This is a genomic window from Pseudomonas sp. KBS0710 (assembly GCF_005938045.2).
GTDB lineage: Bacteria > Pseudomonadota > Gammaproteobacteria > Pseudomonadales > Pseudomonadaceae > Aquipseudomonas.
Window position 1 is genome coordinate 1590221 of record NZ_VCCF02000001.1, and the last position, 15253, is coordinate 1605473.

General features: G+C 63.2%; 10 protein-coding genes. 7 read left to right on the forward strand and 3 right to left on the reverse strand.

Going from position 1 to position 15253, the window contains the following annotated elements:
- Positions 1-10 precede the first annotated feature (10 nt).
- Positions 11-784 (reverse strand): glucose 1-dehydrogenase, encoded by a 774-nt coding sequence (locus FFI16_RS07495; protein ID WP_138814739.1) that lies wholly within the window; start codon positions 782-784, stop codon positions 11-13.
- A 314-nt stretch (positions 785-1098) separates the two neighbouring features.
- On the opposite strand from FFI16_RS07495, the gene FFI16_RS07500 reads away from it, so the two are divergent.
- From FFI16_RS07500 to FFI16_RS07525, 6 genes are all read left to right on the forward strand, one after another.
- Complete coding sequence (locus FFI16_RS07500) at positions 1099-1971, forward strand: LysR family transcriptional regulator (RefSeq protein ID WP_138814740.1); 873 nt, start codon at positions 1099-1101, stop codon at positions 1969-1971.
- A 104-nt stretch (positions 1972-2075) separates the two neighbouring features.
- Positions 2076-2708 carry a glutathione S-transferase family protein gene (locus FFI16_RS07505; protein ID WP_138814741.1) on the forward strand — a complete coding sequence of 211 codons (633 nt, stop codon included), beginning with the start codon at positions 2076-2078 and terminating at the stop codon, positions 2706-2708.
- Between the two features lie 18 nt (positions 2709-2726).
- Positions 2727-3647: a LysR family transcriptional regulator gene (locus FFI16_RS07510; protein ID WP_138814742.1), complete on the forward strand. Its 921-nt coding sequence runs from the start codon at positions 2727-2729 to the stop codon at positions 3645-3647.
- Entirely contained in the window at positions 3647-4525 is an 879-nt protein-coding gene (locus FFI16_RS07515) for a LysR family transcriptional regulator (RefSeq protein WP_138814743.1), read from the forward strand. Before FFI16_RS07510 ends, FFI16_RS07515 begins: the two co-directional genes overlap by 1 nt.
- 85 nt (positions 4526-4610) lie before the next feature.
- Positions 4611-5543 (forward strand): pyridoxamine 5'-phosphate oxidase family protein, encoded by a 933-nt coding sequence (locus FFI16_RS07520; protein WP_138814744.1) that lies wholly within the window; start codon positions 4611-4613, stop codon positions 5541-5543.
- A gap of 84 nt (positions 5544-5627) precedes the next feature.
- Positions 5628-6023 (forward strand): RidA family protein, encoded by a 396-nt coding sequence (locus tag FFI16_RS07525; RefSeq protein ID WP_138814745.1) that lies wholly within the window; start codon positions 5628-5630, stop codon positions 6021-6023.
- A 26-nt stretch (positions 6024-6049) separates the two neighbouring features.
- Here FFI16_RS07525 and adeC read toward each other — a convergent pair whose 3' ends face one another.
- Both adeC and FFI16_RS07535 read right to left on the reverse strand, forming a co-directional pair.
- Positions 6050-7519 (reverse strand): AdeC/AdeK/OprM family multidrug efflux complex outer membrane factor, encoded by a 1470-nt coding sequence (gene adeC, locus FFI16_RS07530; RefSeq protein WP_138814746.1) that lies wholly within the window; start codon positions 7517-7519, stop codon positions 6050-6052.
- Positions 7519-8313 carry a helix-turn-helix transcriptional regulator gene (locus FFI16_RS07535; RefSeq protein WP_138814747.1) on the reverse strand — a complete coding sequence of 265 codons (795 nt, stop codon included), beginning with the start codon at positions 8311-8313 and terminating at the stop codon, positions 7519-7521. Before FFI16_RS07535 ends, adeC begins: the two co-directional genes overlap by 1 nt.
- 503 nt (positions 8314-8816) lie before the next feature.
- On the opposite strand from FFI16_RS07535, the gene FFI16_RS07540 reads away from it, so the two are divergent.
- Positions 8817-15074: a non-ribosomal peptide synthetase gene (locus FFI16_RS07540; RefSeq protein WP_138814748.1), complete on the forward strand. Its 6258-nt coding sequence runs from the start codon at positions 8817-8819 to the stop codon at positions 15072-15074.
- Positions 15075-15253: the final 179 nt, after the last annotated feature.

Here is a 15253-nt window from a genome sequence, read left to right on the forward strand (position 1 = left end):
ATTCTCCGGTTTACAGCGACGCGGTGATACCGCCGTCGACGTACAGAATATGGCCGTTGACGAAGCTGGCAGCGTCGCTGGCAAGGAACACGGCGGCACCGGCCAGTTCGGCCACGTCGCCCCAACGACGACTCGGCGTGCGTTGCACCAGCCAGTCGCTGAACTCGGGGTTGGCCACCAGGTTGGCGTTCAGTTCGGTCTTGAAATAACCGGGGCCGATGCCATTGACCGTCAACCCATGCGGGCCCCAATCGATGGCCATGCCCTTGGTGAGCATCTTCAGCGCACCCTTGCTGGCCGCATACGGCGCGATGCCAGGGCGGCCCAGCTCACTTTGCACCGAACAGATATTGATAATGCGCCCGCGCTTGCGCGGGATCATCGCCCGCGCCACGGCCTGGCCAACCAGAAAGGCACTGTCCAGGTTAGTGCTGATCAACTCGCGCCAGTGCTGCTCGCTGTAGTCCTCCAGCGGTCCACGCCGTTGCATGCCGGCGTTGTTTACCAGGATTTCCAGTGGACCGAGGCGCGCTTCGATATCCGCCACGGCGGCCTGGATCGCCGCGCTGTCGGTTACATCAAACGCCTGGGTGTGCACCGCCAACCCTTCGGCCGCCAACAGCGCCGCCGCATCGCGCAAGGTGCTGCGGTTGCGCCCGTTGAGCACCACCTGCGCCCCGGCCTGGGCCAGGCCGCGGGCAATCGCCAGGCCAATACCGGCACTGGAACCGGTGACCAGCGCCAGCCGGCCATCGAGGCGGAAGTTGTCTAAAACGCTTTGCATGGGCTACCTCTCCTAACGCTTCACACTACCAACCACAGCAGCATGATGATCTCTTGGGCGACAAAGGAATGGGCCTTGAGATGGGTGATCAACAATATCTATCCGATAATCATGACCAGTGCGACCAGCAGCAGATACGTGGGGCTAGCCCTGCCGAGCAGGGTGCCTGCTTGTTCTCATTGTGATAGGCCAAACCCTGTCATATCGTGTACGACTTGCGCTTACTTCACCGCAGCCGCAGTCAAGCGTCCAATTTTCATTTGTGATCGGGTGATCAGGTTTTGTGATAACCGTTTCATAGCTGAGGGAATTTGATGGAGTTGAAGCACTTGCGCGCCTTTGTGGTGCTCGCCCAGGAACTGCATTTCGGCCGGGCAGCGGCGCAGCTGTCGATCGTGCAGCCGGCGTTGAGCATGCAGATCAAGTTGCTGGAAAGCGGCCTGGGCGTGCGCCTGCTGGATCGTAACCGCCACTCAGTGACACTCACCGAAGCAGGGCGGGCGTTCTTGCCTGAGGCCCAGGCCACCTTGCACCAAGCGGCGCGGGCGGCGGATGCCGCGCGGGCGTCCAACCGGGGTGAAATCGGCCGGGTGCGCCTGGGGTTTGTGTCCTCGGTACTGCCGCAATTGCTGCCGCAGCTGATCCGCGCCGTGCACCAGCGCTACCCGCGTATCGAACTGGAACTCAAGGACATGCCCGGCCCCGACCAAGCCGCCGCGTTAAAGAATGGCCAGCTGGATTTCGGCTTGATGCGCCTGCCGGCCGCCCATCCTGGCGTGCAGACCCGTGCGGTATTGCGTGAGCATTTTTGCGTGGCGCTGCCGATCGATCACCCATTGGCGGCCCTGGAATCCATCCAGCCTGCCGACCTGCTCACGGTTCCGGTGTACATCCTCGCCAGGCGTTACGCGCCGGGATTCTACGATGAGTTTATCCAGGCAGTCGGCATGCCCTTGGACATCGCCAGCGAACTGGGTGAGTTCACCACCATGCTCGCGCTGGTCTCCGCCGGGTTGGGCATCGGCGTGTTGCCGCAACAGGCGGCGCGGGCGCTGCCAGTCAATTGCGTGTCGCGGCCTTTGCAATTGGGTGGGTTTCAGGCCACCACGGGGCTGGCCTGGACCGAGTTGGACAGCGCGGTGAAGACCACCTTGTTCAACCTGATTGTGGAATTGTTTGGCGAGTGATTGTTTCATTAGGTGAAATGCTGGATTGTAAATCCTGGTGATTCCATCGATCAGGGCAGCGGTGGAATATGCGTGGCGTCAACCCCCCACTTTCGGAGCCTCTCATGTCCCAGCCTGCGATCAAGCTTTATGGTTTCCCCTTGTCCGGCCACTCCCATCGGGTCGAACTGATGTTGTCGCTGCTGGGCCTGCCCAGTGAATTTATCCTGATCGACCTCAAGCAAGGCGCGCAGAAAGCGCCGGACTTTATTGCCAACCTCAACCGCTTCGGCCAGGTGCCGGTGATTGATGACAACGGCACGGTGCTGGCGGACTCCAACGCAATTCTTGTGTACCTCGCCAACCAATATGGCCACGGCCAGTGGCTGCCGACCGATCCTGTCGGCCAGGCTCGCGTACAGCGCTGGCTGTCGGCGGCTGCCGGCCAACTGCACGCCGGGCCTGCTGCTGCGCGGCTGGCGTTGGTGTTTGGTGCCGAAGTGGATACGGTCACGGCCATCAACCGGTCCCATGCGCTGCTCAAACTGGTGGAGGAGCAACTGAGCCAAAGCCGCTTTTTGGCCGGCGATCAGCCGAGCATTGCCGATGTAGCGTTCTATACCTACGTGGCCCACGCGCCGGAAGGCAATGTGTCGCTGGCCGACTACCCTCATGTGCGTGCCTGGCTTGCCAGCATCGAGGCGTTGCCAGGGTTTGTCGGCATGCCGCGCAGCGCCGTGGGTCTGCAATCACAGTAGTGTTCAAGAGGCGTGCCGATGGATCGATTTCATGAGATGCAGGTGTTCCTGGCGGTGGCCGAAGAGGAGGGCTTCGCAGCCGCTGCGCGGCGTCTGAAAACCTCGCCGCCCAGCGTCACCCGAGCGATTGCCGCCATGGAACAGCGTATCGGCACGCAGTTGCTGGCACGCACCACCCGCAGCCTGCACCTGACCGAAGCCGGCCAGCGTTACCTGGAGGATTGCCGCCGCATCCTTGCCGAGCTGGATGAGGCCGAGGAAGCCGCGGCGGGCAGCTATTCCATCCCCGGCGGCCACCTGACAGTCACCGCGCCGGTGCTGTTCGGCGAGCTGTATGTGGCGCCGGTGCTGGGGGATTACCTGGACCGCTTTCCCTTGGTGAATATCAACGCCTTGCTGGTCGACCGCGTGGTCAACATGACCGACGAGGGCGTCGATGTGGCCGTGCGTATCGGCCATCTGCAGGCGCCGGGGCAGCAGGCCATAAAGGTCGGGGAAGTGCGCCGCGTGGTGTGTGCATCGCCCGGTTACCTCAACCAGCACGGCCGGCCGCAGCGGCCTGAGCAATTGTGTGAAGCCAGGATCGTCACGTCATCATCCAGCCAACTGGTGAGTGAATGGGCGTTCGTCGACGCCGGGCAGCCATTGACGGTGCCCATCGAGCCGCGTCTTGTCGTCACGGCAAATAATGCGGCGATCAACCTCGCGCGCCTGGGCTGGGGCATGACGCGTGTGCTGTCCTACCAAGTGGCGGCAGCGGTGGCGGCGGGGGAGTTGGAAATGGTACTGGAGGATTTTGAACCAGCACCGCTGCCGATCCAGGTGGTGTTCCAGAAAAACGGTCGTGTACCGGCCAAGGTCCACACCTTTGTGGATTTCCTCACCCATCGCCTCGGGCAAGACGCAGCCTTGAACCCGGCGATGAAGCAGCGCGGTTGATGGAGCGCTATCGCGACATGCAGCTGTTTGCAGCGCTGGCTGAGCAGCCCAGCCTGGCGTCGGCGGCGCGCCAGGCCCAGGTTTCCGGCCCGACCCTGATCCGCGCGGTCGCACGCCTGGAAGCCCGCCTGCGGGTGCCGCTGTTGCAGCGCAGCACACGCGGCGTGCGCCTGACCGCGGCGGGCAGCGCGTATATGGCCGACTGCGTGCGGTTGCTGGCAGCCGTCGATACCGCCGAAGCTTCGGCCAAGGGCTTGCACGTGCAGGCCCAGGGCAACTTGCAGGTGTTCTTGCCGTTTCTGTTCAGCCGTTATGTGATGGCGCCGGTATTGGCCAGCTACATGGACTGCTATCCCGACATGCGCCTGGTGGCGCGCTACCACGACTACTACCCGAACCTGCACGAAGAGGGGCTGGACGTGGCGATCCTGGTGGGTGAATTACCCAGCTCATCGCTGATCGCCCGGCCGGTGGGGCAGGTGCGGCATATTCTGTGTGCCAGCCCCGATTACCTTGCCGCCCATGGCGAACCTCGACATCCGAACGAGCTTAAACAGCATCGCCTGATTGCCAGTGCCGACCCGGTGGCCTGGGATTTTCACGGCTGCCAGCTCAAGGCCCGCGCGCGCTTGAGCTGCGCCACCGTGCAAGGCGCAATCAATGCGGCGGTGCAAGGAGCGGGGGTGATTCGTTGCCTGAGTTACCCGGTTCACCAGCACGTGCTGGACGGCCAGTTGCGCCGGGTGTTGCCTGACTTTGAACCGCCGCCGTTGCCGGTGCATGTGGTGTACCGCGAGGGCCGCAACGCGCCGATGCGCGTGCGCAGTTTTGTCGACCACTGTGTGGCAGCGCTGCGTGAGCATCCGGCATTTCAGTAGGTGAAACAGTGGATTGCCAAACGTGGGCATTCTCACGTTGGCGGGTAGGGTGCAGCATTGGTACATCCAACCTGAGGTGCTCACCATGAACCCAGTCGAACAATCCCCCTGGCACGCCGGCGAACGGCACCTGCAAGCAAGCGCTGGCGCGGCTGAGCGTATGGCCGTGGTCGGGCTTAAGGTGATTCGCGATCACTTGCCGGAGCAGCATCGCGACTTCTACCCGCTGTTGCCCTACCTGATGCTCGGCGTGGTGGATGCCCAGGGCATTCCCTGGGCGACCATGCTTGAAGGTGCGCCGGGGTTTGCACATTCACCCGACCCACACACTTTGCAGGTCGACAGCTTGCCGTCCAAAAGCGACCCGGCGCTTGGCGCCTTGCACACCGGCGCCAGCGTGGGCTTGCTCGGCATTGACCTGAATACCCGGCGCCGCAACCGCATGAACGGCCGCCTTGGCCGCCTCGACCACGACGGCTTTTCGGTCGACGTGGTGCACACCTATGGCAACTGCCCCAAATACATCCAGCTGCGGCCCGTTGACGGCATCGCCCGCAAACCCGGCACCACGGTCGAGCGCCTCACCGGCCTGGACGCTGCGGGCCAAACGCTGATCCGCAACGCCGACACCTTCTTTGTTGCCAGCTACGCCGACGTGGATGGCGCACGCTCGGTGGACGTTTCACACAGAGGCGGTAATACCGGGTTTGTGCGAGTTGAAGGCAACGTACTGACCATCCCGGATTTTGCCGGCAACCTGTTCTTCAATACCCTGGGCAATTTGCAGCTCAACCCGGTGGCGGGCTTGCTGTTTATCGATTTTGAGTCGGGCGATGTGATGCAGGTTGCCGGGCGCACTTCGCTGATTCTTGATGGGCCTGAGGTGGCTGAGTTCGAAGGTGCCCAACGACTGTGGACAGTAACCGTGGAGCAGGTAGTACGCCGCCCTGCGGCATTGGCGTTGCGCTGGCAGTTTGCGCAGTTTTCGCCGCATAGCCTGGCGATGGGAAGTTGGTAGGCAATTGTTGCCGAATGTTGAACCGCCAGATTGAGCAATACCTATGGGTTAGCCTTGTTTTCCCACCGACAACAAGGACCTGTCATGCAACGCAAAGTCATCAATCCCACAACCGTGTTCAACTCCCTGCAATACGGCTTCAGCCAGGCCCTCGAAGTGCCGCAAGGCCGGCGCATCATGCTCTCCGGGCAAGTGGGGGTGGACGCCGAGGAGCGTACCGTCGGCCCAGGCATCGCCGAGCAGACCGCCACCGCCTTGGACAATATCGACAAGGTGCTGGCCGAGGTCGGCGGCAATCTGGCCGACGTGATCATGTTGCGTCTGTACATCGTCGAGTCCGCCCGTGATCAGCAAGAGCCGATTGCCCAGGCGCTGCGTGAGCGCTTCCCGCACAACCCGCCGCCGTCTTCGTGGATTATCGTCAGCGGGTTGTCGTTGCCTGAGTGGTTGATCGAGATCGAGGCGGAAGCGGTGATTTGACCAACCCCGAACAACGGCGGCGTATTTCAGCCGGTTTTTCCTTCGTTATGCGCAGGTGACACCGGGGGAATATCGGCTGCGGCAGTCGGGCCTGGGCTGACGCTCCAGGCGCCCCCCAGTGCCGTGTACAGGTTCACCTCCGCCACCAGTTGCGCGAGCCGATCGACAATCAACGCCTGCTGCGAACTGAATAGCGAACGCTGTGCATCGAGGAACGTGAGGTTGCTGTCCACACCGCTGCGGTAGCGGTGCTGGGCCAGGTCGTAATAGGCCTGGTTGGCGGCGACGAAATCCCGTTGCGCGTCCAACTGGTCGTTAAAGGTTTGCCGGGCGGCGAGGCCGTCGGCGACTTCCTGAAACGCCGTCTGAATCGATTTTTCGTACTGCGCCACCGTAATGTCTTTCTGCAATTTGGCGTAGTCGAGGCTGGCACGCAGGCTGCCGGCGTTGAAGATCGGCAGGTTGATTTGCGGCTGAAAGGTCCAGGTGCCCGCGCCGCCCTTGAACAACCCCGACAGCTCCTTGCTGGTACTGCCGGCGTTGGCGGTGAGCGTCACCGACGGAAAAAACGCCGCTCGCGCCGCGCCGATATTGGCGTTGGCGGCTTGCAGCTGGTATTCGGCCTGGAGGATATCCGGGCGCCGTTGCAGCAAGTCCGAGGGCAAGCCTGCGGGCAGGCGCGCCACCAGGTCGTCGGCGAGTGGGCGCGATGGCAGGTTTTCATCCACCGGGCCGCCCACCAGCAGGGCGAGGCTGTTGACGTCCTGGGCGACCTGGCGCTCATAACGGGCCACGCTGGCGCGGGTACTTTCTACCGCCGTGCGGGCTTGCACCACGTCCAGGGCCGAGGCCTTGCCCGCGGTTTTGCTGCGGCTGGTGAGCTGCCAGCTGTGGTCGTTGGCGGTCAGGGTTTGCTGCGCCAGGGTCAGCAGCTCCTGGTCGGCGCGCCAGGTCAGGTAGGCGTTGGCGACGTTGGCCACCAGGCTCAGTTGCGCGCTGCGTCGCGCCTCTTCGGTGCCCAGATACGTGAGCATCGCCTGCTCGCTGAGGCTGCGCACCCGCCCGAACAGGTCCAGTTCATAGGCACTCAGGCCCAGGGTGGCCGAATAGTTGGAGGTAATCGCCGACTTGCCGGTGCCAGTCACATCGCCCGGTACTTTCTGGCGTTTGCCGGCGCCGCTGGCCGATATCGCCGGGAACAGGTCCGCCCGCTGGATGCGGTACTGCGCCTGGAACGCCTGCACATTCAGCGCCGCTACCCGCAGGTCGCGGTTATTGGCCAGGGCTGCGCCAATCAGCTGTTGCAGCGCCGGGTCGTGGAACAGTTGCTGCCAGTCCGGTTCAACCGCCACAGTGCCGGCCTGGGCCTGGCTGTAGACCCCGCCCTGTGGGTACTGCGCCGGCACTGGCGCGGCGGGCCGCTGATACTCGGGGATCAGCGAGCAGCCGCCGAGCAGCCAGGCCATGCCAACGGTGGTGAGGGTGAATTTTTTCATCAGGCGCCAACCATCCATTTGGCCAGGCCATGGCGCCCACTCACGCCCAGCTTCGCGGCGGCGCGCTTGAGGTAGGTTTCGATCGAGCTGTTTTTAACGCTGAGTTTTTCCGCCATTTGCGGCACGGTGCCGCCGGTCAGCAGACCCAGGCACACCTCCTGCTCACGCGCCGACAGGGTGATGTCGCTGAGGGACAAGCGCTTGTAGAACTCGCGCTGCAAGTGTGACTGTTCCAGCTGGTTGTGGGCCGGCTCAGCCTGACTGTGCGACGCCTGGCGCAGAATCTGCGCATGCCGTTCCATCAACGGCAACAGGGTGTCCGACAAGCACTTGAGAAACGACAGCTCGGCCAGGGAAAAGCCTTGTTGGGTCGGCGGGCGGTAAAACGAAATCACGCAGCGTCGGTTGCCCTGGCGCGACACCAGGTTGCATTGGTGCGAGGTGCCGCGCGGGTGTGCGCTGTTGGCCTTGGCCTTCATCTGGATCAGCAACGGGTCTTGCATGCGCAGCATTTCGCGCAGCAGCGGGTGGTCATTCAGCGCATGCACAGGTTGGGGCGCCGGCAGGTGTTTTTTCAACCCGGCGCTGCCCAGCAGTTGGATATCGACCGCGCTGTCACGCAGTTCGTCGAGGGTCCATTCACTCAGGTCGACCAAATGAATCGGCACCCATTTGTCCACCAGATGCAGCATGTTGGCGGCGAAATTTTCCTGGCCGCTGTTTGAAATCAATTCACCCATTTCGGCGTAGAACTGCGGGCTGTGGGCGCCGCCAATAGTAGAAGTCAGACTCATAGCCATCTCATCCTTGATGTCGAAAACCGTCAACGGGTGCCCTGGGTCTGTGTGGGGCCGCCCGTACTTCTTGAACGTGACTCTTCTTTAACGTCATCGGCGTCCGAGATTTTATTTAGCCATAGCGATTTGTCCTACGTATGTAGCGGAAACGAGGGACACAAGCTGCCATAAAAACCACGTCATTAATTCGACGTTTCACACAAGGTATTCCGCCTACGAAAAGCCATTGCTAAACATTAGAGTTTTTTAACTATCTGATATCTAAGATAAAAATAGATTATTCGAACATGTTCAAAAAACCTGACTACGGGCAGATGTAGCCAATTTCCTACAGCGCTTTAATCGTTTCAGCAGTCAACCATCAGCCAAGCCCGTTTCCACCCATTTGGATGTCCGGGTTTCGGGTGTCAGACACCCTCGGACCTGCATGCTCAAATCCGGCAATTTTGGCGAAATGGGCCCGTGCGCGGCCGTGCCTGACACCTATTGAGAAGGATCTTATGAAGCATTCCCCAAGCTTCCCCCTGACTGCCGCCCAGCAGGACATCTGGCTCGACCAACTGCGAGCGGGCGACTCGCCGCTATACAACATTGGCGGCTATATGGATTTTGCCGGCGCCTTGGTGCCGGAACTGATCCAGCGCGCCGTCGAGTTGCTGGTGGCCAAGCACGATGCCTTGCGTATCCAGTTGCACACCGACACCGACGGCTTGCCTCGACAGACCTTCGACGCTGCGCTGACGGTGCAGGTACAACGGCACGACTTCTGCGCATTGGCAGACCCACAGGCCGCGAGCCAGGCGCTGATGCACGCGCAAATGGCCCGGCCCTATGCGCTGAGTGGCGAACCGCTGTCCCGGTTTTTTTTGGTCAAGCTCGATGACGATCACTACCACCTCGGCATTCAGGCCCATCACCTGATTCTCGATGGCTGGGGCTTTGGCCAGCTGCTGCAATCCCTGGCCCGTTTGTACACCGACCTCTTACAGGGCCAGCCAGCGGAGCCGTTTGCACCGTCGTATATCGACTTTATCGACACCGACCAGCGCTACCAGGAATCGGCCCGTTACGCCCGCGACCGCGCCTATTGGCTGGACAAATACCAGGTGTTGCCCGAGCCGCTGCTGACCCCGCGCCACAACGCCCCGGCGCCAAGCAACACCTGGGTGGAGCCGTTCCCGGTGGCGCTGCTCAACCGCATGGAACAAGTCGCCAACCGTTACCAGGCCTCGGTGTTTCACGTGTTGCTGGCGGCGCTCTACGTGTATTTCACCCGCACCAGCCAGCGTGATGAATGGGTGGTGGGGCTGCCGATCCTCAACCGTTCCAACGCACGTTTTCGTTCCACCGTGGGCTTGTTCGCCCAGGTCAGTGCAGTGCGTTTCCAGTTCGATGCGCACTTGCCGTTCAGCGCCGTGGTGCGCGGTGTGCGTGACCAGCTCAAGCAGGATTTTCGCCACCAGCGTTTTCCCCTGAGCGAGATGAACCGTGAGTTGGGCCTGCGTCGTACCGATCGCGGCCAGTTGTTTGACTTGTCCGTGTCCTTTGAACAGGACGATCACGACCTGCGCTACGGCCAGGTCCAGGCCCGTGCGATCAAGGTCTCCAACCACCACGAGCTGCTGCCGATTGCCCTCCACCTGCGCAGCAACCGTTACCAGGACACCGCTTGCCTGCATTGCGTGTACAACGAGGCGTGGTTTCGCGAGGACGAGGTGCAGGCGTTGGCGCAGCGCTTTACCTGGCTGCTGGAACAGGGGTTGGCAAATACCGCGTTAACGCTGGCTGAATTCGTCTTGGTGACGCCGGCCGAGCAGGCCCGGTTGCAGCTGTGGAATGCCACCGCACAAGCGCCTGCCAGCGCGCAAACCTTGCACCGGCGCATCGAGGCGCAGGCGGCGCGCACGCCCGACGCCCTCGCGGTGGCGCATCAGGGCCGGCAATTAACCTACGCCCAGCTCGATCAACAGGCCAATGCCCTGGCCCACCAACTGCTCGAGCACGGCGTGCAGCCGGACGACCGCGTGGCGATTGTGGCGCGGCGCGGGCTGGACACCGTGGCCGGGTTGCTGGCGATCCTCAAGTCCGGCGCCAGCTACGTGCCGGTGGACCCGGCTCACCCGGCCGAGCGCCTGAACTACCTGCTGCACGACAGTTCACCGGTGGCGGTGCTGACCCAGCACGACTTACTGGCGCGCCTGCCGATGCTCGACGTGCCGATAATTCGTTTGGACCTGCCGACCCATGGCCGTAGCGACAGCCCACCGGTGGCGGTCACGCCGTCGAACCTGGCCTATGTGATCTACACCTCAGGCTCCACCGGGTTGCCCAAAGGCGTGATGGTCGAGCACCACACCGTTTCGAACCTGGTGGACTGGCACTGCCGCGCCTTCAACCTGCACGCGGGCAGCCATACGGCCAGCGTCGCCGGTTTCGGTTTTGACGCGATGGCCTGGGAAGTCTGGCCGGCGTTGTGCGTGGGCGCGACCTTGCACCTGCCGCCGGCACAGGATGATGCCCAGGACATTGACGCGCTGCTCAACTGGTGGCGTGCGCAGCCGTTGGATGTGTGCTTTTTGCCGACCCCGGTGGCCGAGTATGCCTTCAGCCAGCGCCTGCAACACCCGACCTTGCGCACCCTGCTGATCGGCGGCGATCGCCTGCGCAGCTTCAGCCGCGCACAAACCTACGACGTGATCAACAACTACGGCCCAACCGAAGCCACCGTGGTCGCCACCTCCGGGCGCGTCGAGGCGGGCCATGCGCTGCACATCGGCGCGCCGATCGACAATGCCACGGTGTACTTGCTCGATGAACAGCAGCGCCCGGTGCCGATTGGCGTGGCGGGGGAGCTGTACATCGGCGGCAAGGGTGTGGCGCGGGGTTACCTGAACCAGCCTGAACTGAGTGCCGAGCGCTTTGTGAATGACCCGTTCAGCGCGGGCCGGATGTACCGCACCGGCGATCTGGCGCGCTGGCTGCCCGACGGCAACCTTGAGTACCTGGGCCGCAATGACGACCAGGTAAAAATCCGTGGCGTGCGCATCGAGCTGGGGGAAATCGAGTCCGCGCTGGCCAGCCATCCGGCGGTCCAGGAAGCCGTGGTGCAGTGTCGCGAGGGCCAGTTGTTGGCCTGGTTTGTCGCCCGGCACAGCGTTGAAATCCAAGCGTTGCGTGCCCATCTGCAAGCCTCGCTGCCCGATTACATGCTGCCGGCGGCCTATGTGCAGTTGGCCGTGATGCCGCTGACCGCCAACGGCAAGCTCGACCGCAAGGCGCTTCCCGCGCCCACCCAGCAAGCCTTTGTTACGCGCCAGTTCGAGGCACCTTACGAGGGCGCGGAAACCCTTCTGGCGCAGATCTGGGCTGAGCTGTTGCAGGTGCAGCAAGTGGGGCGCCATGACCATTTCTTCGAACTGGGCGGCCACTCGCTGTTGGCGGTGCAGTTGGTGCAGCGTATGCGCCAGGCCGGCTTGCATGCCGATGTGCAGGTGTTGTTCGGCCAGCCGACACTCGCCGCGTTGGCGGCGGTCAGTGGCGGCAGTGAGGTACAGGTGCCGGGCAATCGTATTGCGCCAGGTTGCAGCCACATCACGCCGGACATGCTCGCACTCGCCGAACTCGACCAGCCGAGCCTGGATCGTATCGTCGCCGGCATCCCCGGAGGCGCGACCAATGTGCAGGAAATCTACCCGCTGGCGCCGTTGCAGGAGGGCTTGCTGTACCACCACCTCACGGACGAGCGCGACCCCTACCAGCAACATGCGCTGTTCAGTTTTGCCCGTCGCGAGCAGTTGGAGGCGTTTGCCCAAGCGTTGCAGCAGGTGATCAAACGTCACGATATCCTGCGCACCAGCCTGGTTTGGGATGCGCTGGAACAGCCGATGCAAGTGGTGTGGCGCCACGCGCAGTTGCGCGTCGCGCCGCTGCACGATCAGCACGCACCGCTGGATCTGCGCCAGGCGCCGTTGATGGCACTGGATTACGCCGAGGAGCCGCACAACCAGCGCTGGGTCGCCAAGTTGCGCTTCCATCACCTGGTCAACGACGCCACCTCGACCACCGTGCTGGTGGATGAAATTCGCTCCCACTTGCTGGGCCAGCAGGCGCAATTACCGGCGCCGGTGCCTTACCGCAACGTGGTCGCGCAGGCCCGTTCGGCGGCGCGCCAGGCAGCCCATGAAGTGTTCTTCCGTGAACGCCTGGCGGACGTCGACGAGCCGACCCTGGCGTACGGATTGCAGGAACGCCAAGCCAATCGTGCGGAAATCGAAGCGGCCGAACGGCCCCTGGCAGACGCCCTCAACCTGCGCTTGCGCGCTCAAGCTCGAGCGCTTGGGGTCAGTGCCGCCAGCCTGTTCCACCTGGCCTGGGCCCAGGTACTCAGCCGGGTCGCGGGCCGCGATGATGTGGTGTTCGGCACCGTGTTGCTTGGCCGTTTGCAAGCCGGTGAGGGCGCCGACCGTGCCTTGGGCATGTTCATCAACACCTTGCCGCTGCGCGTGCGCCTGGCTGGGCAAAGCGTAGTCGCTGCACTGGCAGACACCCATGCGCAACTGAGCGCCCTGGTCGCCCATGAACAGGCATCCCTGGCCCTGGCCCAGCGTTGCAGCGGTGCCTCGCCGCTGTTCAACAGCCTGCTCAACTACCGGCACACGGCGGCGGACAGAGACCTGAACCTGGTGCCGGGCATTGCCCTGCTCAGCAGCGAAGATATCCTCAGTTACCCGCTGACGCTCACGGTCGACGACATCGCCAGCGGCTTTCGCCTTACGGCCAAGGCGCCGCGCAAGGTCGGTGCCGAGCGGTTGCTGGGTTACTTGGAGACGGTGCTCAATGGCCTGGCGGATGCCCTTGAACAGGCACCGACCACACCGCTGCGCGAGGTACAGGTGCTGCCGGCCAGTGAACTGAAAACGCTGTTGCTGGAGTTCAATGCGACCCACACCGACTACCCCGAAACTCTTACCGTCCAAGCTCTGTTCGAAGCCCACGCGCGGCAGATCCCCAACGCCATTGCGGTGCAGGCTGGCGATCGGCAGTTGAGCTACCGCGAACTCAACGAGCGTGCCAACCAGTTGGCCTTTTACCTGCGTGAGCGTGGCGTCCGGCCGGATTCGCGTGTGGCGCTGTGCGTCGAGCGCGGGCTGGAGCTGGTGGTGGGGTTGTTGGCGATCCTCAAGGCGGGTGGCGCCTATGTGCCGCTGGACCCTGGCTACCCGCGCGAACGCCTGGCCTACATGCTCAACGACAGCCAGCCCGTGGCGTTATTGGTGCATGCGGCCACCCGTGACTTGCCCGGTGAGGTGTCGGTGCCAGTGATCGACTTCGACCGCTGCGCCTGGGGCCAGGCGCCTGTCGGTAACCCGTTGGTGCCTGGTTTGAGCGTCACCAACCTGGCCTACGTGATGTACACCTCCGGCTCCACCGGCACGCCCAAAGGCGTGATGATCGAGCATCGGGGCTTAAGCAACCTGATGCACTGGGGCTCCAAACTGTGCCCGAATGCCGAAGGCGGCGCCTTGTTGCAACGTGCGCCGTTCAGCTTCGATGGCTCGGTGTGGGAACTGTTCTGGCCGCTGACCAATGGCATGCGCCTGGTGCTCGCACGGCCCGATGGGCACCGTGAACCGGCGTACCTGGCCCAGGTGATCCGCGAGCAACAGATCAGCGTGATCAAGTTCGTGCCGGCGATGTTGCAGCAGTTTCTGGAACTGGAAGAATCCGCGCTGTGTACCAGCCTCACCGACGTGCTGTGTGGCGGCGGTGAACTCACTGAAGCCCTGGCCCGAGGCGTGCAGGCGCGCTTGCCCAACGTGCGCTTGCATAACGTCTACGGCCCCACCGAAGCCACGGTGGACAGCAGCGCCTGGACCCTGGAGCCCGGCGCCGCTGTGCCGGCCGTGCAACTGCCGATTGGTCGGGCGATCCACAACACCCGCCTGTATGTGCTGGATGAACATGACACGCTGGTGCCCATGGGCGTCAGCGGCCAGCTGCATATCGGCGGCGTCGGCGTTGCGCGGGGTTACCTGGGGCTGGAGCAGATGACCGCCGAGCGCTTTATCGACAGCCCGTTTGTGGCGGGAGATCGGCTGTACCGCACCGGCGATCTGGTGCGTTACTTGCCCGATGGCAACCTTGAGTTCCTGGGGCGCAATGACTTCCAGGTCAAGCTACGGGGCGTGCGCCTGGAGCTGGGCGAAATCGAATCGCGCCTGGCCGCGCACCCGGCGCTGCGGGACGTGGCGGTGCTGATTCGTGATGAGCGCTTGGTGGCGTACTTTACCCTGCGTGGGCAAGCGCCAGGCCTGGAAGCCTTGCGTGCGTACGTGCTCGAACAGTTGCCTGAGTACATGGTGCCGGCGGCCTTTGTGCAGCTTGATGAACTGCCGCTTAACCCGGCTGGCAAGCTCGACCGCAAGGCCCTGCCGGCGCCTGGGTTGGAGGCGGTGGTGAGTCGCGCCTATGAGGCGCCGCTGGGTGAGGTGGAAACCCTGATGGCGGGCATCTGGGCCGAGGTGTTGAAACTTGAGCGGGTAGGGCGGCACGACCACTTCTTCGAACTGGGCGGGCATTCGTTACTGGCAGTGACCCTGGTGGCGCGGATGCGCAAGGCAGGGTTGGAGGTGGATGCGCGCACCCTGTTCAGCCAGCCGACGTTGGCGCAATTGGCCGCCTGCACCACTGCCCAGGTACAGCGCGTGGAAGTGCCGCAAACCGCCATCCCCCAACTCAACCGCCGCCGCCGGATCTGATCGTGCCCACGCGTGGGACCGATCTCAAAAGGCCAAATGCGGGAGGCTGTTGAGACCTTACTCGGTCAAAACTGTGGGAGCGGGCTTGCTCGCGAATGCGGTGGGTCAGACAACTTATCCGTAACTGATGCACCGCATTCGCGAGCAAGTCGAATCGTCGCACCGCCGCTCCCACAGGG